This is a genomic window from Collinsella aerofaciens, assembly GCF_039758965.1.
GTDB classification, from domain to species: domain Bacteria; phylum Actinomycetota; class Coriobacteriia; order Coriobacteriales; family Coriobacteriaceae; genus Collinsella; species Collinsella aerofaciens_BR.
Genome location: NZ_JBDMSL010000028.1, coordinates 1 through 21579 on the forward strand (window position 1 = coordinate 1; position 21579 = coordinate 21579).

Genomic DNA, 21579 nt, shown 5'->3' on the forward strand with positions numbered 1-21579 from the left:
ATTGTGGCATCCCGAGCCCGCGGAAAGAAGCTGCGCCGCGGGGGAGGCGGCCCAAATGGCTTTCTCATATCGTCTTGGGCTTCGAACCCTGCTTGAGTGCCTTGGAAAGGCCGACAAGGGCCGTGAGGAGCGAGACCATAGCGGTCAGGAGCTTCACGAGCTCGGTGAAATCGGTCATGGGCATCACCTCCCATCAAATGGAGGGCTCTGCCCGGCACGAGGGCTGCCGACAGCAAGGACGATTCTATCAGAGCGGCTGACTCCCGCCCGATATTACCATCCCACCGCGCCTGTGCAAAAAAGAGGGCCGCCAAACAGCGACCCTCCAGCGAAAGTGCACGTTATTTAGGACAGTCAAATTCTTTGAAAAACAAATGGCTGCTGTAGAATTACAAATAAGAGTCACCCGGAAGGAGCGATCGATGAAAAGCAAACGATTTGTCCTGAATGCACTTCTGGTAGTAGCAATATTGACGCTCTTCGTCTTTTCGTACTCATACATGAATCAGCCAAGATTTGGATATGCTTTATACGCTGTGTTTTCCGGCGAAACAACTTACAACACTTACAACACTATAGGCTTCATTGACGCAATCTTTTTCTATGTAGTCGGCCCCCTATCAAGCGAACTGGTCGCTTTTGTTGTCTGCTTCAACCTGAATCAACGAAGCCAGACTCATTCAGCGACTTCGGCCAAACAAGGAATAAATCTCTTCGCAATAACGATAGTTCTGCAAATTCTGACAGTGTTAATTATCGCCCTGACCGCAACAAACATTTTGAAGTATGAGTACGGACTCGTCGCAAGCTGCCTCATGGCAATTGCCACAGGTATAGCGGTTTCGCATACGAATCCGGCAAAGAAGCAGCTCAGCTAACAGGGCCTATTTGGAATCCGAATCGTCCATGGAGCCGTCGATGCCGGTTTTGGTGTCGTCCGTATTGGAATCGTCATCCTCGGGGCTTATAGGACACATTTTGTCCTATAAGCCCCGATCAATTCATACTCCTCATCCTCGCCGAATTGCGAGTATGGCAGAATCGGCACTGGATGGCAGCGCGCTAGGCCGTGTCCGCGGAGTTACCCCCTTGTTTTTATCGTAACAGCTGATTCTAGGGACGTTTCACTGTGCCCCTTTTGGCAATTTCCTGTGCCCTTTTTGGAAACTCGAGCGCCTATCTGACCGGAGGGAAAGATTTAGCGAATTTAGGTGTACCACTTTGTGTTAGTTTGTATTTTAGACAGTACTTGTGATACGCTTTGTTTCAATCAGTAGTGGTACGATTTCGCTTGTTCAACGAAGGAGGTAATTGTCTATGGCAGTGGCCGAGGAGAAGAAAAGAATCCAGGTTACTCTGCCTCTCGAAATTTGGCGTGATCTCGATAACTACGCGAAGAGTCGCGGTGTAGCCAAGTCGTCTATGGCGGCGATCGCTATTTCCGAGTTTTTGGAGCGTGTTAAAGAGCAAAAATAGATATGAAAAAAGCCCCCTACCGGCAAGTAAGAAGGGCTTTTTCCATGTTCAAATGTGGCTTTCTGGCCTGTTACCTGCAATCCTAGCACACGTATGCTTTGATTTGGGTCCTTATGTTGAAGTACTACCAAAATACTATGGCATCACTTCGACTGATGGCTAGATAGCCTCAACGAGAGGCTAGTTTATGGATACAAGAAATTTAAAACCGGATGTGGGCGGTGGCTATCCGTGGGACACGGATAGCCACCCGTCCGGTCCCGCAAACCCGTCTGGAATGGGGACGGCGTCCGATTTCGCGAATCAGGCCGTCACAGATGCCGCCATGGCCAATAGTGAGAGTCACCGCGAGGTACTTCGCCGGGCATCGGATGAATCGTCCCGTGTCGCCCACATGGTGCAGGATATGGTCAGCGAGAAGGTCGCGATCATCAAGCCGCCATGGATGCTCGAGCTCGGTCTGCCTAGGCTCGACACCGATATTATGGGGCGGATTTGGTCGTTCCAGCGCAAGGACGTCTACAAATCAACCTGCTACATCAGCCTTGCCACCATGGCGGCGGACGTCAAATCGGATCGCTCGAATGTTAAAAAGAGAATCGACAAGCTTGTCGAACTCGGTCTTTTGATTAAGTCGCCGCGCGGGAATAACAAATCGGTTGAGTACCGGCTCGATATGACGGCGATCGCTAAGCGCAGACTCGAAGTCGAGGAGGGCAAGAAGAAGCAACGCGCTGAGAATTCGGCGAAACGCAAAGCTCAGTGGGACGCAAAGCATTCTGCCTAGTTTGAAGGGCTATGGGTTGTATGAACCCATAGCCCTATTTCTTTTCCTTACAAACTATGGGTTAAAACAACCTACAGTCTAACTATGGGTTGTTTTAACCCATAGTTAGACGAAAAATAATTTTATTGATAGGGGGTTAAATAACGGTTCTTCAGCAAGTCTATCGGTTAGGACAACCCATAGACTTGCTCACAGGGATCGCGGATGCTTTTCTGTGACGGTAGAGCTATGGGTTGAAAGAACCCATAGAAAATTTAAGCCACTTTTCTGGCTATGGGTTAATTCAACCCATAGAAAGCGATCGGAAAACGCCAAAAAGTACCGAAATAGTTATTTCAACCCATAGTTTGAGCCTGTGTTAACCTGGGCCAACTTATCAACTATGGGTTGTCTCACGAGACTATGGGTTGAAATAACCCATGCCAACTATGGGTTCAGTTAACCCATGCACTATGGGTTGAAATAACCACAACTATGGGTTGAAATAACCACAACTATGGGTTCATACAACCCACCAAGTCTGACTAGAGTGAATTAGATTCACTTAGTCTGAGCTCAAGAGGGAAACAAAGAAATCCACTAGAAAGCACTTAATGATCGAACGATATACAAACAAGAAAAGCCATCGCCCTTGCCCTCCGCTCACTGCGTTCGCTCCGCGTCACTACCGCTCCTTGGCGCTCGCTACGCTCGCCCTCCGGTCGCCTACGGCTCCCTGCGCGTCGGCTGCGCCTCCTTGCCCTCCGTTCGGCTATGCCTCACTTCGCGTCGCCTTCGGCTCCTTGGCATGGCCTTCGGCCAAAAGTGTGGGGGCTAACGCCCCAGCTCCCCGACTACGTCGCTGTCAGCCCTCAGCGCCGGCGTCGCCTTCGGCTCCCCGGGCGAACTAATCCCACTTAGTTGCAAGCCCTACAATTCGGCAATGACGCCGAATCCGTTTTCCGGTTGATCTGGATACCGACATTTGGTCAACCTCACTTCAATTACCGGCAGGGAGCTACAGAATCGAAAATAAGACGTCCTATCGGTGAGGTCCGACCGTTTTCTCACTGATAGATAAAACGGGGTCTTAAATCGGCTCTCAGAGGCCCATACAAAAGAAAACGGGCACCTGACGGTACCCGTGATTCCGATTAGATTTCCTTTTCGGCCAGATAGCGATCGAAAAGCTCCCGAGCGATATCGGAAACAGACTTGTCTTCCTCAAGGGCGACCTGCTTCAATCGCTTGCGGTAGCTCTCGGGAACGTATACAGACAACTGTACAAGCCTCTCAGATGCCCCTTCAAGGCCCTTTTTCGGGCGCCCGGCTTTCCGTACCTGTGGAGCCGATTTCTGGGGCTCAGATGCGCTTTCAACGATTTTCTGCTGCCTCTCCTCGGCCTTCTCCGCGGCGACATCGAAGTAGGAGGTCGCCTTTTTGAACTTTGCCATTTACAGCACCTCTTCCAGTTCGTTCAGGATGTTTTCAATCGCCTGGGCGGCCTTGCCGTTCTTGGCGATTTCATACACGGGCTTTCCCAGCGCCGCGCCCTGCTTGAAGGCCGCCGCGGTCGGTACGGTGCCCAGCACGGGAAGGTCGTCGGCCTCGAGCAGTTCGAGGAACTGTCTGTCCACGGTCTGGTTGCCGGCGAAGTTGTTGATGATGATTGCGAACGACAAGTCGGGATTGGCCTCGGTGATGACCTTGATTGTTCGCTTCATGGGCTTCAGGCCCAGCGTTCCGGGCTGCACCGGGATAATCGCGATATCCGCATTCTTGGCGTACTCGGCGGTGTCGTCGCTCAAAAAGCCCGGTGTGTCGATGACGTTCACGGCGTCCTCGTCGTCGAGCAGGTTTTTCTCGTGGTTCGCACCGCCCTGCGGGTCCAGGTTGCCGAAACCGACCTTGTGGCCGCGGCGCTCGAGGCCCCAGGCGATCTCGTCGGCGAACGTCGTCTTGCCGACGCCGCCCTTCTGGTTGACTAGCAGGATGTTCGTCGCCATGTTCTCCCCTTTCTGAATAGCGTAGTCATATATTAGCACATTAACATGTGACTACATTAAGTAATTCTAAGACGCAGGTAGAAATACGTGAGCATGTTAAGTAATTAGTATGGTACTACATTAACGTGCTCATGGATGTGGGTTGGTTTAACCTACAGTCATCAGATACGGTTACAAGGTCGCTGATTGCGAGACGGAGACCCTTCCGACCGCCGACGCGGCGAGTGGGAACGCAAGGGTAAGAACGCATCGTCGCTGAACCAGTGAGTCAGTATTCTTTAGTTGGATGATGGATATTGAAATTAATTGGCGAGATAATGTGCATATCTCATAATGTATGCGTTTCACCATGAGAGAGGGGTCTGTCATGAGCTGGAAACCGAGAAAATGCGTTATCGCCGGTCTCGTAACAACCGGTCCTGGCGGCGGCTTGTTTGCAACCGCAATGACATCGTACCGACTTTTCACTTACATGTTCTAAAAGGCGGTTTCCATGCTGTCGCAAAATCAATCGAGATACTTGAACACAATCGGCTTTGCCCTGCTTGCATTACTCTTTGCTAGCGACCTTTTGCTGAAACCGCCCAAGGAATTCGTTTCGCTTGCCATATCCTGCATTTCCGCCCTTTACTTTACGGCAACCCTATTCGTCGGGCTGAAGGAGAGGAAAAAAGGCGCAGTCGCCGCATCCGCCGTAGGCGTGATCATAGCCATTGCATCATTCTTTATCTGACACATTGGTGATTTGGGGGCGATATCGTAGGAATACGACCGGGAGAGTCGGGACCATAGGCTCCGGTAAGAACTTTTGCCATGTCCCACGCATCGAGCCCGATGATTTCCCCGCCGGGCGCCCTGATGGCCACGGCCTCCGGCGTCCGCGCGGTCTCATCGTCCGTGAGGCGGATGGGTGTGACGCTGCCGGCGTCCATCCGCCTCACGACCTCATCCCACTCATCGCGCCAGCCCGGCTTGAGCCATTTGATGACGATCGGACGCAAGACGCCAAGGACGCACGGGCGCGTCTCGAGCTCTAATACATGAGATCCCAGCTTGTAATACGTGAACATATGACTACATTAACATGGTCATGTATTACCGAGCGTTATATGCTGCGCCGGATCCGCCCGTCTGTTATCTTGGGGGCGACAGCCTCTTGCAAGGAGGCAGCCATGCTCCAGAGTGTCTTTGGATCCGATGGTCAGATCCATATTGAGAACCAGGTCAGCAGCCAACGTTTCGACCTCACCACGGCGAAGTGAAAACGGTCATCCCGACCGCTGAGAACATGAGCGCCGTCTTCGGCAAGGATGGCGTGGAGACGGAGATTCAGGTGGGGCAGATGCGCCAAACACTGGGCAAGCCTGGCCTCGATTGGCTGTTTAATAAGCACTAACGGTTGAGTTATTGCAGCATAATCGCAGCTGTAAATAGGTGACCATATGACCATGCTAACATGTGCGCACAGTCATATGGTCACAGTTGTAAATCGGTTTAATCTGTGGTCCTTAAACTGAAGCTGCCTCAACGAACCGTGGCTGGCGAGACGAAAAAGGGGAATCCATTTTGCGGGATTCCCCTTTCCGAGTCGTTGTGCGATTTGCCCTACATCTGCCCGTGGCGTTTCTTCCGGTCGAGGAAGACGCCGGCCGCCACGAGGACGGTACCGCCGATGGCGAACGTCTCGCCGATGAGTCCCGCGCAGCGGGCTCCGGGCGAGGGCTGGAGCAAGTTGATGGAAGACCTTACCGATTTGCGGAAGGTTTTGCCCAAAGAATCCGGCACCGCCGGATTCTTTTGGAACGGCCTCTCGTTTGATTGCTTTCCTATCGTTTGCCCCCAGACTGGGCGTCTAAAAAAGGCGGCCTAACCGGCCGCCCACAAATAAATAAACATTTACCGAACGTAAGAGGATAGGAACGATGCGCGTTACTCCCAGTGGCCGGCGACGTCGACAACCCAATGTTGCCCCGTAGCCTTCTGTTCATAATGTCCCTGGTCCTCTTTCGTTTCATAGGAGTCGTTTACGACAGATCCGCCGATGCCGCCGTTTTCGCCATCGTTAATAATCCAAGCATAGGCGGCATCGGATGAATCGAAGGGCCCTACCATAGTTCCACCGTGGTTTACCCAATAGCGGGGATGTGTCGTGTAAACCCAGTTGGAAACCCAAACCTGTCCATAGTCTGTCTCCCAGTGGCCCTGCTCGGCAACCCACTTCTTCTGGCTGCCGCCGTTGGAAGAGGAATTGTTGCTGCCGGAATTCTGCTTGGACTGGGAGGAATCGCCCTTGTTGTTCGACTTCGAGGAATCGGAAGACTTGTTATCCTCCTTCTTGGAGTCATCGGACTTCTGGTCCTTGCCGTCAGATTCTTTCTTCTCCTCGGTCTTGGCTCCAGAGGTTTGCGTCGCCTTTTCTTCGCTTGGCTTCTTTTTGTCTTTATTCTTTACCGCTGTGGCGGCCCTTTCCGTAGGGCCGCTTCCTTGCTTTGCAACGCTGGCACATCCAAGTTGAGGTGCCGAAAGGCACACCAGAAGCGCAACGATAATAGCCTTTGTTCTCACACCGATCTCTCCGTCCATGAAACCGGGCGTTGGACACTAGCCGATATCCAACGCCCGGTTCACTTTTACATCTGCTCGCGGCGCTTCTTTTGATCGAGGAAGACGCCGGCTGCCACGAGGACGGTACCGCCGATGACGAACGTCTCGCCGATGAGTCCCGCGCGGTCACCGGTCTGGGCGAGGCTGCCGGGCTGGGCGGTATCCGTGCCGGCGAGGTGCTTCGGGGTGTATGCCGCCTGCTGCTTTGCCGCCTCCTCTGCCTCCTGTCGTGCAATCTCATCGGAAAGCTTCTGCTCCGCTGCGATGCGGTCGGACTTCGCCTGCTCGTAGGCGGCGAGTGCCGCATCGTAGCCGGGCTGGAGCCCGTCCACCGCGGCCTGCTTCTCGTCCAGGATGGCCTTGGCGGGCGCGACCTTGGCACGTGCCTCGACTGCTGCGGCGAAAAGCGCGTTGAGGGCGTCATCCGCGTTCACATCATGGCCGGAAGCGATCGCCGCGCCGGCATCGATGGAATTCAGCTTCGACAGCTTGGCGTCTGCCTGCGCCTTCGCCTGCTCGGCGGCGGAGACCAGGGACTCGGCGGCGACGGTATCCGCCTTCGCGGCATCGAGGGCGGCCTTGGTGTCATTGACGGTCTTTACTGCATCCTGCTCGCGCTGCTGTGCCTCTGCGAGCTTCGCGGCAAGATCGGTGAGGATGTCGAGGTTCGACTGTGCGCCCACAAGATCGGTCTGGGAGCCGGTGAGCCTGTCGGCGGCAACGCCGGTGTCGGTCTTTGCGGCATCGACGGCACGCTGGGCATCCGCGAGGGCGCGTGCGGTGGCGTCCGCCTTTTGCTCGGCGGCTGCGAGGACCGCCGCCTTCTCGGCTTGGTCGGCTGCCGCCGCGTCGTGAACGCTCTTTGCTGTATCGACCGCCTTCTTGGCGTCGGCGATGTCCTGGAAGAACTTCGCGAGGTCGGCGTTCGCATCGTCCACGCCCTGCTGCTTGGATGCGGTGTTCGCCTTGGCGGAGTCCAGTTTGGACTGTGCGGTCGTTACAGCTGCGTTGGCAGCATCGAGGGTATTCTTTTTCTGCTGGACGGTCGACTTTGCCGTATCGACTGCCGCGTTGGCGACATCGAGGTCCGATTTCGCCGCATCAAGCTCGGCCTGGGCATCCGTGACGCCCTGTTGCTTGGCGGCGACATCAGCATTGGCGGCATCGACGGCACGCTGGGCATCGGCGACGCCCTGCTTCGCGGCATCGAAGTCTGCCTGTGCGGAATCCGCTGCGACCTGCTTCTGCTGGACGGTTGCGGCGGCGCCGGCGGCCGCCTGCTTCTTTGATGCGAGATTGGTCTTGGCTGCGTCGAGTGCGCTCTTGGCGTTCTTGAGGCCGTTGATATAGGAGGTCAGCTTCTGCTCGTACTCGTCGACGGACATGGGGTTCATGTTCCAACCGGAGCCTGCCCAACCCAGGTTTGCGGTATCGAAGCTGTCGGTCTTCCAGCCGTTCATGGTTCCCTTGCTGCAGACTGCCATGCCCATATAGCCGATTTCAGGGCTGATGACATGCAGGTAGTGACCGACGGTTGCGGGATATCCGGCAACCTTAAAATGCTGGTTGACATAGGATTCAATCCCGCTATGCGACTTGTAGAAATCTACGGCATCCTTACCGATTAGCCCGGTGACGCCATAGAGCTCCTTTACCGCCTGATCGAAGAAAGCCTTTTCTTGGTCCACCCACTGCGGTTTCGGATCGGTTCCATAGTTCCATGCAAGGTTTTCGCTCGTATCAAACTGCATGGAATGCCCAAACTTGATATCGGAATAGTTCGCGTTGGCAATCGCCGCCGCAATGAGCTTGTACGTGACCTGGAGCTCAGAGAGACCGACGGACTTGCGATACTCGTTGATGGACTTCATGTACGGGATTGCCGCGAGCATGTTGTCGAGACTGGTCGCGTCGAGGCTGTTTCCCACCTCGGTGTAGTCCTTGTATGTGCAGTTCTGGATGATCTCGATGGCTGAATCGGCACCCATGGCACGGAAGAAGCCGATGGCTCCCTGCTTGAGTTGCGCGTCGGCAGAATCGAGTTTTGCCTGTGCCTCGTCGACCTTCTGCTGCGCGGCGGTCACGGCGGCGTCTGCGGTATCCTTTGCGGCCTTGGCGTTCGCAAGCTCTACATCGGCGGCTGCCTTGGCGGACTCGGCGTCCTTGACAGCCTGCTTCGCGGCGTCAAGCTTGGCGACGGCGTCGGCATTCGCCTGCTTGGCCGCATCGAGGCCGGCGTTCGCGGCATCGAGAGCGGACTGGGCGGCGTTCACACCGGATTCGGCATCGGCCGCGGCCTGCTGCTTTACGGAGAGGGCCACCTGGGCATCATTCAGGTCGGCCTGTGCCGTTGCCGCAGCGGACTGTACCTGCTCGAGCTCGGACTCGCACTGGGACTGTGTCGCTTGTGCGGCAGCGAGGGCTGCCTCCGCGTCCGCGACCTTCTGTTTTGCCGCATCGTACTCCGGACCGCTGGCGCCTGCCTCCGCTGCGGCGAGGTCGGCTTTCGCCTGCTCATAGGCGGCGCTGGCTGCTGCGGCCTTCGCATCCGCCGCGTCCTTGTTCTGCTTGGCTGCGACAAGGACGGAATCGGCGGAATCCTTTGCAGACTGGGCCGCAACCAGCTTGGACTGGGCATCGGCAAGCGTAGCGTTGGCGTTGGCGAGTTCAACCTGTGCCCTGTCCACGGCAGACTGGGCGTCGCGCACAGCCTGTTCGGCGGCACTGATTGCCTCCGGGGTGGCGCTTACGGCATCTGCCTTGGCTTTATCGAGGGCATCCTTGGCATCCTGGGCTGCCTTGAGGGCGGACTGGTACGCCTCGTCCTTCTCGGACGCATCGGCCTTGGCGTCTGCGAGACCTGCCTTCGCCTGCTCGAGGTCCTTGCCGGCAGCATCGGCGGCGTCCTTGCCCTCCGCGACCTGACGGGCGTACTCGTCCATTGCCGCTCGGTCGGCTGTCGTGCCGGCGCTGACTGCCGAATCGTAGGATGCCTTGGCCTGGTCGCGGGCGGAAGCCGCCTCGTTGTAGGGACCGGCGGCCTCATCGTAGGATGCCTTGGCGGCGTCCTCCTTCGCCTTCGCCTCGTCGACCGCCTTCTGCAGGTCCGCGATGGCCTGTGCGGCGGATTTCGCGCCGGTACCGGATGCCGCGCCGGCGTGGGCGGCGATCGGCGACATCACGGCGGGGTGCTGTGTGCCCCCGTCACCGGTCTGGGCGAATGCCGTGAACGGTGAGATGAGGCTCGATCCGGTCATGGCGGCCATGGTCGCCGCGGTGACGGTCAGACGCGCGATCCCCTTCGGAGTGTGAATCTTTTTGTTTGGCAGTGCGGCGAAGTGATCGCCACCGGCAGCGAAGTGCTTTCCCTGGGTCATTGTGCTGTTCCATTCCTTTTCCGTGCCCTATCCGACTGGGCATCAGAGCGCTTTCCAATAGAGATAATTATGCGCCTTAACTGGGATTGTTGTATATAGTCCGTTGGCTTTTATACAACAATCCATGACTCTTTTTGTCATGGATACGACGCTTCAGAAATCATTCGGCATGAGATGCAAAGAGCTCCGCGCTGGACTCGGGTGCAGTCAGGAGCAGTTCGCCAATTTGATTGAAATGGATCGTTCCTACTACGCGAGCATTGAAGTGGGTCGGCGTAATGTCAGCCTCTCAAATCTCAAGAAGATTGCCGACGGATTTCAAATCAGCATTGCTGAACTCATGAGAGGCGTCAGCTAAATTTATCCGTCTCATAGTTCACAGTGGGTCTCGTTGATTAGTGCCTTAAGAAAATGGAAATCGTCCCAACGAGCTATCGTCAATCGTCCCAATAAATTACCGTCAATCGTCCCAATAAGTAATCGTTATTTGTCCCAGCGACGCAGATAGACGCTATAATTTCAAATGAATGATTGGAGGGAAAGCCGATGGATAGGTATATAGGACGTTGTGTTGACTGCTTGGTCGAGCGCGACCTTGGCATTTTTGGTGCAGTGCTCATTCAGGGGCCGAAATGGTGTGGAAAGACAACGACAGCCCAGAGATTTGCCGAGTCATCGTTATCTCTCTCCGACCCATCTGGCGGTTTTGCGGCCCTCCAGCTCGCTCGTCTCGATCCGGCCCAGGCAATTGTCGGACCGACCCCGAGGCTTGTCGACGAATGGCAGGAGGAACCGAAGCTATGGGATGCCGTGCGATTCGAATGCGATGCCAGGGGAGGGGAGCCCGGACAGTTCATTCTCACCGGATCTGCGACGCCACGAGCCGAGAACCAGCCGATGCACAGCGGTGTGGGTCGAATCGCCCGTTTGCGGATGGATACCATGACGCTTTTCGAGCTCGGTATTTCGTCGGGAGCGGTCTCGCTTGGGGCGCTGCTCGCCGGCGATCCCGTTGCGGCGTCACTCGGATCCATCGCCGGTATCGCCGGTATCGCTGATTTGCTCTGCCGCGGCGGTTGGCCCCAAGCGGTCGGTAAGACGACTGCCGACGCGATGCGGATAGCCGCTGCCTATATTGACGGTGTTTGCGAGTCTGACGTTTCGAGGGCGGATGGAGTGAAACGTGACCCGGTTAAGGTAAGGGCCTTGCTCTCCTCGCTTGCGCGCAATGAATCGACCCTTGCCGGCATGAGGTCCATCGGAAGGGATTTGGGCGTTGACGTCTCAAAGAATACGATTACCGGTTACATGGGCGCGCTGCGCCGTATCAATATCGTCGACGACGTCCCCGCGTGGCATCCGGCTCTCAGGTCGCCGGTGAAGTTGCGGCAGGGCGCAAAGCGGCACCTTGCTGACCCATCGCTCGCCGTCGCCCTCATCGGCGCGGACCCGGAGTCGTTGTCATCCGATCCGAAGACCCTTGGCTTGCTCTTCGAATCCCTCGTGCTGCACGATCTCAAGGTTTACGCGGCAGCCAGCGATGCGACCGTATCTCACTACCACGACGCTGACGACCTGGAGGTCGACGCGATTGTCCATCGTCGTGACGGCTCGTGGGCTGCCGTTGAGGTCAAGCTTGGGAGCCCCCAAGTCCCAGAGGCAGTGGAAAATCTGCTTCGACTCGAGCGAAAGCTGGTCAATCGCGGGGAGAGGCCGCCTGCGGCGAAATGCGTCATCATCGGATACGGGATGCCGTCGCACGTGACATCGGACGGCGTGGCCGTCGTCCCAATCGACGTGCTCGGCATGTAAGGGGTCAGCCCTCCGACATCCCTGCCGCCTCTCAGATTGTCTCGCTGTCAGCGTCGATGCGAAGAAGACCGTCTCGCTCACCCATCGCCTGCATGAACTCCGGAAGCGACCTCGGTGCATCCTCGCCGGGGCCTGCGATAACCGCAGAACGCCCCTTCCCGATGCGCCGCGAGCCCCTTATCGCACGCCCGTCTGTCTCAATGCGGCCTTTGGATTTATCGGTATTCACTTTTTCAGCAATGCCGTATTTACGTAATGTCGTTATTACATAGTTCTGTTATTTCGTTTTGCCGTGTGCCGGGTTTTAGGGCAGAGCCCTAAAACGTACGCCGCCGGGCGAAACGCAGTTTTGTACGGCGGCGTACGACTCTTGCGGAACCGAACTATGACACAACGCGACTGTGTCATAACGTAACTACGTAGTAGCGTAGCTGTGCGATTACGGCAAATCGAAATAACAGAACAACGTGACTGTGGAATAGCAGAACAATTGAACATTGAACTAATCGCGCCTGAAAATTTTCCGCAAGTGTCGTGCGCCGCCGTACAAAGCCCAGCGGCGCACTAGGGCTCTGCCCTAAAAACCCGGCGCCCTTGGCGGCGTTAAAAAGTGACGCAATAACGTTGTTACGTTATTGCGTTATTACACAGTTCGGCAGTCACACTTTTACATTGTTGCGGCATGACACAGTTACGCAATGTCTCCGGTGCGTCTCGGTAAAAGGTTCGCTACCGGACATCGAGGCGATCTAAGCGCGGCGATGGTTTGCCGTGAAATGTGCTGTGAGATTAAAAATCTCGCAAGAGACGCATACTTGTACCCCCATCGTAAATGTGTGTACAAATCTGCCGCCGACCCGGGCGGTTTGGCGCTTGCCAGGGCTCCGCCCTTGGACCGGGGGAAGGACACTCGCGCGCCTTGTTATTACGATAGCGGACAAGGGAGAAAAGGAGCCAGTTTCAAATTATTACGATAAAAGACACGGGTACGGCGGCGTGCGCGGTGGTACCTGCGGGAGATTATTACGATAACGGACGCAGCGGCAAACCCTGAATCGCGCCCCTGAGACGGTGCAAAATGGCCTTGTGAGGCCATTTTGCACGCCAGCTTCGTTCGATGTCAGACATTGAAAATGTCTGACATCGAACCTGCGGCAAAGCCGCAGCTGGGGCCACTAGTGGCCTGAAATCGCTCGCGGTACTCGCTTGTCCCACGCGTAGATGTCCGACAGCGCCGTCAGACATTGTCAAGCCAATGCTTCACAGGGATTTCTTTACAGAATTCGTATCATTCTCGCTGCCTACCCTCTTGTACATTAAACCCTTAAAGTTCATGAAGGAGCAGAAGCATGTATGTTGATGCATGGGGCTCGATCCTGTACAAAGATATCGGTATATCTCCATTGCCAGCGCAGTTCCCACAAGAGTGTTCGTAAAACAAATTGATCCCTTTGGCACGGGCATGCGGACTGTGTTCTCTTCGGCTCGCTGGAGGAAAGAGAGATAGGATTTCATATCGCTTTGCTTTTCGAGAATAGGACCAATTTCCCCATCAGCTACTCCAACAGCACAAAATGCACAGGGGATGTCCTTTTCTATACATGCTTCAAGAACTATTGACCTGGGATTGACCCCCTCCCCACTGTCTGCAGCGCAAACAAGCATTGAAGTCCTCGAAGGAACGCAACGCATGAGTTCTTCGGCAGAGCGGACGTAAGACGCAACTGGATTAAGCGAAAGATCTGGATAGCGATTAACAAGTGTTTTGGAAACTGCCTCTACTTTTGCTTCTCCTATTTCGTCGGGACCAACAAGAAACTGACGATTTACGTTTGACCTCTCAACTCGATCCCCGTCGATTAATGTAAAATGCCGAACTCCAGCAGCAGCCAAATGCTCCGCCACCACCTGCCCTATGCCGCCCATACCAACGATGGCAAGATGAACGGCGCCGATTTGCTTAAGTAACGTCAGCGGAGCGTCGGAATAATAAGACAAAAAGCGAGCTGTCCTCGAGTGGGGTGATTCCAGCTCGTATTCTTCAGTCTCTAGAAAACCAAGTTCGTTGAGCCTTAGCAAGAATCGTTGCTCGCGAGCTTCAAGGTTCGTCTCATCTATCATATTTTGTTTGGCGAGCTGCTCAAAAAGATTTGTACTCAAATCAGAGATTTTGACCCTCACTCGCGATTTTAATCCTTGCAATATAAGTTCGTTGGAATCTCTCCTGATATAAGCACTATCGTTCCAATAGAACATTTAATATCCTTTCCCTCAAGCCTTCTTCTGGAAAAGTGTTTCGCATGAAGAAGGCGCTGGAGAGTCGTCCGATCGGCAGAAAACACGCAGCCTCGCCAAACAGTTCGACGGCTCTCTCGTTAAACGCCTGGCGCGAAATCATGCCAGAAAAATACCTGCTCAAAACCGATAAATACTTTTGGAGACGCATTCGGTTGCCCAAGCCCGTCAGTAGTGCGAGTTGATAGTAGATAAAAATAGGGTCATTGAAAGTATTCGGAATTAAAAGCAGGTGTACATCCGCCCAATCCGATTGAGGAGAGAAATAATCACTCGACATGAGTTTTGGATGATACCTGCCTGACGATGCTAATTGAAGCGCTATAAGTTTTACAATCTTTTTATTGGGGTAGTATTTGTCGTATGAAATTGATAATTTCGCAGCTATCTCTCTTTGTTCATCGGATTTATTCACGCCGTAATCGAAGGAAGGATCTTTCAGTTTCGGCGACAGAAGTCTTCTGATTGCCTCTGTGTCAACGAGAGAGAGGATGTTCCTACGTCCTTCTTCGTCGGCGAAATAGCGAGAGTGCTTGTTTGAAAAAACGATAACAGCCTCTATGCCAGATAATCCATGGTGCAGCCGCGCGCTCTTGCAATAGCGCTCAATTAATAAGGGCATGTTTGTATTGCAGCTTGCCATGGTTCTTCCGAGAAGAAAACACAAGACGTCAATCCATCTATTCTCGATGCGCTTTATCGTCATAGTCTGAGTGCACGCAGCGCTGCTCAGTTTGACTTCCTGCCTTCCGATTTGCGTAACAGAAAAATCATTGACACAAAAATAGTGAGAAGAGAGGAGATGTAAAAATGGTCCCACCCTTCCTCCGGTCCGGAATGCAATGGACAGCGACTTTGCATGATTGCTTAGCGAATAGCAGTGACCATCAATTACATCTATTCTCAAAAAGAAAGTCTTTAGAAAGCCGCTGCAATTGTGATGGACGTAGTCAAGCTTCCTCCCCAACTCGACAATATGCTCATTATCATGTCGACTTGTAAACCTAATCGTCCTGTCATCATATTCAACTTCGAAAAAAGGGGAATGAGGGCATCCCGATGCATCGAGTATTACTGGAACCCCGGCGATACGCTGAATGATTTGTGACGAATAGTCATGTCCATCAAGAAGGCTCGACGCTTCGGGCAGCTCGTCAATCGATATATCAATTCTTGGAGACATGTATTCCTACCATTTTTAAAGAAACAACGGCGGTAATTGCTATCGCGATTGCGCCAATAACACCGAGCGCTATCTGAATGGGATATAACCCCAACACATATCCAAATATGGAGAAAAACATTGCAGAAAAGAGAGCCCTTACCAGAGACGCGACGGAAAGGATCGTCGCGCGGAGATCGTCCGCTATCGCGTCTTGGATTAAGTTTTCCGAAGTGATGTACACCACTTCTGGGAGAAAACAAAGCACCATGCTAAGGCCAAACAAACACAGCGGATTTGAAGCGAACCACGGAAGAATCATGAAAAGACCGGCCTCGATTAGCATCGAGCCGAGCATGGTATTTCTTTTCCCGAAACGCGATGAGAAGAAATCTGCTGCAATGTAGGCCGTCGCATTTACTGCATAGGATGCACCGAAAAAGATTCCTATTATGGAGACGGGAGCATCAAATGCGTCGAATACCAACTGATTCAAGTTGTAATAACTCCCATAGAATCCATCGAGCATGCTTGTGCCGATTAGAAGAAGCAACACCGCAAAAGCGGATTCTCCAATGCACCAGGTTTCGCGTCTGAAGACCTTGGCTGCGTCAAACCTTTCCTCCCCAGAGTTTTTGGAATGGGTCGTTTCCATCCCCTCAATGGGATACAGAAGGAAAAGCTGCAGGAGATAGAAAACGGAAACGCATACGTAGAGGGCACTCCAAGATACTTGGGCAATGAATGATCCAAGTACGATTGCCACTCCCGTCGCGATTGATTGCGCGGCAAGCAGCCGAGCGTTGATGGTGAGGAAGCGCTCTCCTTGACCGGCATTTCGGGCAATTTCATATAAAAGTGCTTGTTCGGATCCCGATTGAAGGGAGTAGGCGAGTGCCTCAACAAGGGAAAGCGCGACGAGAAAGGGGCCTGAGAGCAACAGCATGCCAGCCGTATGGAAGAAAAGCAGCAGCACGCCCACTTGAATCGAGAACTTCTTTCCAAAGAAATCGCCTATCAGCCCTGTTGGCAGCTCGAGGACGACCGTTGCAATGTTAAACAGGGCTTGATAAAGTGCGATTTCCGTGACGGACATTCCTTTCTCCGCAAGGAAAAGTAGAAACACTCCCCGATTTAAAACAAATCCCGCGAGAATGAAAAAGGCGGAATAGATGTGCAGCTGCGCAGTGGCATTCTTATTCATTTGGCACTCCTAACGACTATTTTTGTCGGGGTGCTCGCCACTGATTCGAAGCCTGAAATGTTCATAGTCTCAATGAAGAGCTGATAAAGCTTTTGAACAGGGTATCGATAGAATAGGACATCCTGCGCTCTTTCTTCTCGACGAACTATTGCCAGCCGGTCGATTTCGAAACAAGAAACCGCATAATACACACCAGCTTGATCTAGAGTTGCCGTATAGCTTTCTGCAACGGCAAATGCATCACGATCGCGACACATTTCAAAAATATCTTCAATGCTTCTACCATCTCGATGAATCATAAGGTAGGTTGCGAATTTAAAATGGTTTATCAAATCAAAATACGTATCGGCACGCGCGAGCACGTCAAGAATGTCGTAATTTTCATTTCTGACTGTGTACAGATGATTGAAATGAAGAGGTGACAGGCTGTTTGGGTCAATTCCGGCAGCAAGTAAATCTAAGTAATACTGAGATTCTTTTACGATGATATAATCCTCTTTATTCATCCCTTGAGCAACATCAGTAAGAGGCTCTGGGCTCATATAGGAAAAGTCAACGTTTGACATAAAACTGGTCGACGCGACTTCTTGAGCAAGGGCAAGGGTGTCGAGTACTTCGGAATATGTTTCTTCTGGAAAACCGATGATAAAATTGGTTTCGAATCTCATGCCAGAGGAAATGATGGATTTTACGGTAGGAATTACTTTTTTAAGATTCAGGTTTTTCCGGCAGATTCGCTGTATTCTTTGCGAGCCAGTTTCCAAGCCAACAAATACGGAGATACATCCGGTTGCCTTAAGTAGGCCAATGATCTCGGGAGTTATCGTATCGATTCGTCCCTCACAGTTGTATTTGAAATCATAATTCATTGCATATTTTTTGACTGCAAATTCAAAGAAGTACTTGTGCGATGCTAAAAAGTTATCATGATTATAGTTAATTGAAGAAAGAGTGCCGGTTTTTGCCATGCAATCGTAGACACGCTGCGAGGTTTCGAGCAGTTTGTCGACATTAAGAAATCGCGCTTTCTGACCGAGAAGCACTCTGGATGAGCAATAGTAGCAATTAAACGGGCAACCTCTACCTGCCTCAATGTTGACCACGTTCATGCCGTATGAATTGGAGTAGTCGAGTTCCGGAAGGTTGTTAATGTCGTATTCAATCAACTCGCATAATCCAGAATCCCCGGTTTTAGAAATCGAATTTTTAGGTAAATCGCCCTGAGCGCCGCAAGCAATATATTCGAGTAGAAGCGGGATGGTTTCTTCCCCATCAAAGATCGATAGAAAGTCAACCTCGGGACAATCCTGAAAAACCATTTCTCGAAGTGAAGTGATCTGGGGACCACCAAATATGATAACCGATTCGGGATGCGCCCGTTTAATAATCTTCGCTATCATGATGCCCCAGATATAAGAGGCGTTCATGATCGAAACACCAAAAACATGGGAGTCGATTGCTTTTATTTCGTCGGAGAACCACCGATAGATTTCTTTTGAAAAAGTCTTTTCTTCTTCGAGGAACTTACGCTGAAAGTCAATAACGTGAGTTGAAAATCCCGCTGCTTCAGAAACGGCCCTTAGATTCAAGATGGCCAGATTATCAACAAGGGTCTTCCTGTAGTGATTCACCGGATTGATCAGAGTGAAATCAACCTTCAACTTGAGCTCCTTTCTTTCGGGCGAATAGGAATCGCCTCCGTCACATTAAACGGAGGCGATTGTGTTATCAGACCTTAGCAGCGGCGCTGTATAACCTGATCAACATCAATGCCGAAGTCCAGAAGTTCTTCAACAGTGATCTCGATGTCGGAAGCCGATTTATCGCTGGCCAGCTCGATTTCCTCTTTCTCCATTTTCGTCACCTCCTTTTCATGTATGAGTTAAAAAACTAGTGGCTTTCTGGAAACAGCCAGGATCAATGCTAAACGATGATTTTAGATTCAACGTCGGGACCGGTTGTTTTTATGAATATGATGCCAATGCACGAACAAAAGCAGTTAGCCTTTTCAGCACTGTTGCGGCTTATGCAATCACATGAGTCCTAGGCCCTTTCGGCACCACCTGTATTGCGAATCAGCACCGCTGTCTTCCCGACCGAATATTGCCGTCAGGCACCGCTATTAAATGCATCTCCAGGCATCCCGTTACACTCGCGCCGCCATGCGGTCGACTGAACGAGGAGGTTTCACATAGACGCGATCTGGGCCGACATGGGAGAGGCCATCATGCGGCAGTGCTGCAGATGGAGCGCTGGCAATAAAAGGGCACAAGGACCAGCGTCTGCCCAGATGCCAACACATGATAACGGCGGTGCTGTTACGCGATATTCAGCAGTGTTTAAGCTAGCGGATACTCAATCACGCGCATAGCAGGAGTAACAGCACAGGTGTTCCTATAGTTTTGTCAACCGGGGAATGCCGTTCGCGAGATCGAATCGCGAAATGCTGACGCCAGGCCTTTCGACCGGCGGACTCCAGTCTGTTCGGAGTGCTGCGTTTCGACTAGGCGGCTTAGGGCACCCTGTCCCGCATGATCGCGTAGGTGACCTTCAACCTCTTTCGCGCCAGCGTTTTGAGCGCCTTGCCGTGCGGCATGCCCCGTTCTCGGCACCTGGCGTAGTAGTCGCTCCATCTTCCCTCTGTCCGGGTAAGGTCGTTGCACGAGAATATGAGCAGGTTCTTCAGCCTTTTGTTGCCTTGGCGCGATGCCGTCACCGAGGAGATCGAGGTCCTCGCTCGGCGGTTGCGCGGCGCCAGGCCGCAGTACGACGCGCGCCTGTCGTGGCTTGACTCGTCATGTTTAATCTGTTTCGTTAACTGAAATACGAAAATCTGGTTAATCAAAAAAGCAAAATCTGGTTAAATGAAAACTGTAAATTCGGTTAAACGTGCTGGTAATCAATGGTGAAAAATATGCCCAAAAAGTACTACACTCGAATTATCGAAAATGAGCTTGACCAGATGCTAGGAATATTCGGTGCCGTTCTCATCGAAGGACCGAAATGGTGTGGAAAGACAACCACAGCCGGGACCCGTGCGGCGTCCAGGCTCCTTCTCATGGACCCGTCGCGCAACTTCGAGAATCGCTTGCGTGCCGAGACGGACCCGGCGCTTGCCGTTTCCGGCGAGGTGCCGCGGCTGATCGATGAATGGCAGGAGGTTCCGAAACTTTGGGACGCGGCGCGGTTTGAGTGCGACAACCGCGGCGGCGAGCCTGGCCAGTTCATATTTACGGGGTCGGCGACGCCGCGAGACAATGAGCGGCCGATGCACAGTGGCGCTGGAAGGTTCGCTAAATTGCGCATGGATACCATGACGCTTTTCGAACTTGGGAAATCTAGCGGTGCGGTTAAGCTGTCGAGCATTATTTCTGGCGAAAAGTTCAATGGCGCTTTCGGGTCGTTGGATTCTGCCTCGATTGCCGAGTGCGTTGTTCGCGGTGGATGGCCCGCGGCGGTCGGGCGCGATGCACTGGCTGCGTCGGCGATGGCGAAGCGTTACATCGGCATAGTCGCCGAAGAAGATTTGTCTCGTGTTGATGGCTCTCGACGCGATCCCGAAAAGGTCAAAGCCGTCATCGAATCGCTTGCGCGCAATGAATCCACTTTGGCGACACTCAAGACGCTCGTAGCTGATCTTGGTGGAGAGGTATCGAGACAAACGGCGGCATCGTATATATCTCTTCTCGCTCGGGTCAGCTTCGTTCGCGATATTCCCGCGTGGAATCCAGCAATGAGATCTCCGGTGCACTTAAGAGAATCAAAGAAGCATCATCTTGCTGACCCGTCACTGGCGGCCGCTGCGCTCGGGGCGACTCCGGAGACCTTGCTGCTAGATTTCAAGACGCTTGGACTACTTTTTGAATCGCTGGCACTCCATGATTTGTGGGTTTATGCGCGAGCAAACGGGATGAGTCTCTATCACTATCACGATTCTCGTGATCTAGAGGTCGATGCAGTCATTGCGGCTCCTGGTGGGACCTGGATTCCGGTCGAAGTTAAACTCAGCTCTGCTCAAATAGAAGAGGCATCCGACAATCTTGTTGCTGTCGAGGAACGTATGGTTGCTGCTGGAAACACCCCGCCGGTTTCTAAAGTAGCGATTATTGGATTTGGATCACAAGCCTATGTTACCGCCCGCGGTGTCCAAGTTGTTCCCTTGGATGTTCTTGCGCCGTAATGCTGCGGGCGAAGTGAAATCGACGCCGCAGTTTTTAGATCTGTTTTCTGAGATCTAAACCGTGAAACTCAAAAACTCACCGTCTTGATCTTCATTTGAATCGAATTGCGCCCGCGCAAAAGTCAAAACGACTCGCGCGGGCGTTTCGTTTTTTCATATCGCATTTCATATCGCGCCAAAACAAAACGCGAGTTTTGAAAATAGATAGCGACCATCGGTCGCGATCGTAGGCGTGTGTGCACGCCGCATGAAAATCGACTCGCCATTCGATTCGTAATGCGAGCCGCGTCAGCTTTCGACAAATCCAACAGCGCTGCGAGTCACGCTAATGACTCTCCGCGCCATTGAAATTGTCGAAAGCTGTCTCAACTTTTTCGCAAACGCCATGAAAACGATTCGACGAAGTCGAATGTTTGCGTCGCAGGCGCCGCAAACCCGCTTCGCAAAAATGCAAACACTCGGCATCCCTCGCATTCGCATCACCGCTTCGCTCTCGCTACAGCGAATCTCTAACACTCAGCATCCTTCGCGTTAAAAATTCGCTTCCGCTCACGGTCTTCACGCAGTTACAACGCCGCGAGGCCTCTCGCTTGGAATGAGGCCTCTCATTCCACGTCTACACTGCGTTTCGCCCAATCACCGTTCCGGAGATTGCAAGATGTACGTAAATGGCCATAATTACATGTAAACATGAACT

Annotated in this window: 17 protein-coding genes; 7 read left to right on the plus strand and 10 right to left on the minus strand. The window is 52.9% G+C overall.

The window, feature by feature from the left end:
* The first annotated feature begins 422 nt into the window (after window positions 1-422).
* The 3 genes from ABHU32_RS08805 to ABHU32_RS08815 all read left to right on the plus strand — a co-directional run bounded on the left by ABHU32_RS08805 (window position 423) and on the right by ABHU32_RS08815 (window position 2263).
* Window positions 423-878 carry a hypothetical protein gene (locus tag ABHU32_RS08805; protein ID WP_346979669.1) on the plus strand — a complete coding sequence of 152 codons (456 nt, stop codon included), beginning with the start codon at window positions 423-425 and terminating at the stop codon, window positions 876-878.
* Between the two features lie 439 nt (window positions 879-1317).
* Window positions 1318-1476 carry a ribbon-helix-helix domain-containing protein gene (locus tag ABHU32_RS08810; protein WP_195241079.1) on the plus strand — a complete coding sequence of 53 codons (159 nt, stop codon included), beginning with the start codon at window positions 1318-1320 and terminating at the stop codon, window positions 1474-1476.
* Window positions 1477-1663: 187 nt separating this feature from the next.
* Complete coding sequence (locus tag ABHU32_RS08815; RefSeq protein WP_346979670.1) at window positions 1664-2263, plus strand: hypothetical protein; 600 nt, start codon at window positions 1664-1666, stop codon at window positions 2261-2263.
* Between the two features lie 1133 nt (window positions 2264-3396).
* Here ABHU32_RS08815 and ABHU32_RS08820 read toward each other — a convergent pair.
* Together ABHU32_RS08820 and ABHU32_RS08825 are read right to left on the minus strand one after the other, a co-directional pair.
* Window positions 3397-3696: a hypothetical protein gene (locus ABHU32_RS08820; protein ID WP_238023167.1), complete on the minus strand. Its 300-nt coding sequence runs from the start codon at window positions 3694-3696 to the stop codon at window positions 3397-3399.
* Window positions 3697-4248, minus strand: coding sequence for a ParA family protein (locus ABHU32_RS08825; protein ID WP_195544857.1), 552 nt, complete (start codon window positions 4246-4248; stop codon window positions 3697-3699). It lies immediately after the preceding gene.
* A 493-nt stretch (window positions 4249-4741) separates the two neighbouring features.
* Here ABHU32_RS08825 and ABHU32_RS08830 point away from each other — a divergent pair, with 493 nt between their 5' ends.
* Complete coding sequence (locus ABHU32_RS08830; protein ID WP_117818421.1) at window positions 4742-4981, plus strand: hypothetical protein; 240 nt, start codon at window positions 4742-4744, stop codon at window positions 4979-4981.
* An 872-nt stretch (window positions 4982-5853) separates the two neighbouring features.
* Here the strand turns inward: ABHU32_RS08830 and ABHU32_RS08835 are convergent.
* The 3 genes from ABHU32_RS08835 to ABHU32_RS08845 form a co-directional block, all read right to left on the minus strand.
* Entirely contained in the window at window positions 5854-6033 is a 180-nt protein-coding gene (locus tag ABHU32_RS08835) for a hypothetical protein (protein WP_346979671.1), read from the minus strand.
* A gap of 144 nt (window positions 6034-6177) precedes the next feature.
* Window positions 6178-6831, minus strand: coding sequence for a hypothetical protein (locus tag ABHU32_RS08840; RefSeq protein ID WP_346979672.1), 654 nt, complete (start codon window positions 6829-6831; stop codon window positions 6178-6180).
* A gap of 47 nt (window positions 6832-6878) precedes the next feature.
* Entirely contained in the window at window positions 6879-10229 is a 3351-nt protein-coding gene (locus ABHU32_RS08845; protein ID WP_346979673.1) for a CAP domain-containing protein, read from the minus strand.
* Between the two features lie 169 nt (window positions 10230-10398).
* On the opposite strand from ABHU32_RS08845, the gene ABHU32_RS08850 reads away from it, so the two are divergent.
* Window positions 10399-10587 carry a helix-turn-helix domain-containing protein gene (locus ABHU32_RS08850; protein WP_229030448.1) on the plus strand — a complete coding sequence of 63 codons (189 nt, stop codon included), beginning with the start codon at window positions 10399-10401 and terminating at the stop codon, window positions 10585-10587.
* Between the two features lie 188 nt (window positions 10588-10775).
* Window positions 10776-12041 (plus strand): ATP-binding protein, encoded by a 1266-nt coding sequence (locus ABHU32_RS08855; protein WP_346979674.1) that lies wholly within the window; start codon window positions 10776-10778, stop codon window positions 12039-12041.
* Between the two features lie 1260 nt (window positions 12042-13301).
* Here the strand turns inward: ABHU32_RS08855 and ABHU32_RS08860 are convergent.
* From ABHU32_RS08860 to ABHU32_RS08880, 5 genes are all read right to left on the minus strand, one after another.
* Window positions 13302-14297: a ThiF family adenylyltransferase gene (locus ABHU32_RS08860; RefSeq protein WP_346979675.1), complete on the minus strand. Its 996-nt coding sequence runs from the start codon at window positions 14295-14297 to the stop codon at window positions 13302-13304.
* On the minus strand, window positions 14278-15519 hold the full coding sequence (locus ABHU32_RS08865) for a hypothetical protein (protein ID WP_346979676.1): 1242 nt from the start codon (window positions 15517-15519) through the stop codon (window positions 14278-14280). The genes ABHU32_RS08860 and ABHU32_RS08865 overlap by 20 nt, the downstream gene beginning before the upstream one ends.
* Complete coding sequence (locus ABHU32_RS08870) at window positions 15503-16702, minus strand: MFS transporter (RefSeq protein WP_346979677.1); 1200 nt, start codon at window positions 16700-16702, stop codon at window positions 15503-15505. The genes ABHU32_RS08865 and ABHU32_RS08870 overlap by 17 nt, the downstream gene beginning before the upstream one ends.
* Complete coding sequence (locus tag ABHU32_RS08875; protein ID WP_346979678.1) at window positions 16699-18363, minus strand: B12-binding domain-containing radical SAM protein; 1665 nt, start codon at window positions 18361-18363, stop codon at window positions 16699-16701. Before ABHU32_RS08875 ends, ABHU32_RS08870 begins: the two co-directional genes overlap by 4 nt.
* Before the next feature lie 851 nt (window positions 18364-19214).
* Window positions 19215-19547: a transposase gene (locus tag ABHU32_RS08880; protein ID WP_346979679.1), complete on the minus strand. Its 333-nt coding sequence runs from the start codon at window positions 19545-19547 to the stop codon at window positions 19215-19217.
* Between the two features lie 69 nt (window positions 19548-19616).
* Between ABHU32_RS08880 and ABHU32_RS08885 the strand changes: the two genes are divergently transcribed.
* The gene (locus tag ABHU32_RS08885) at window positions 19617-20882 is read left to right on the plus strand and encodes an ATP-binding protein (protein ID WP_346979680.1); all 1266 of its coding nucleotides are present in this window, start codon (window positions 19617-19619) and stop codon (window positions 20880-20882) included.
* The last annotated feature ends 697 nt before the right edge of the window (window positions 20883-21579 follow it).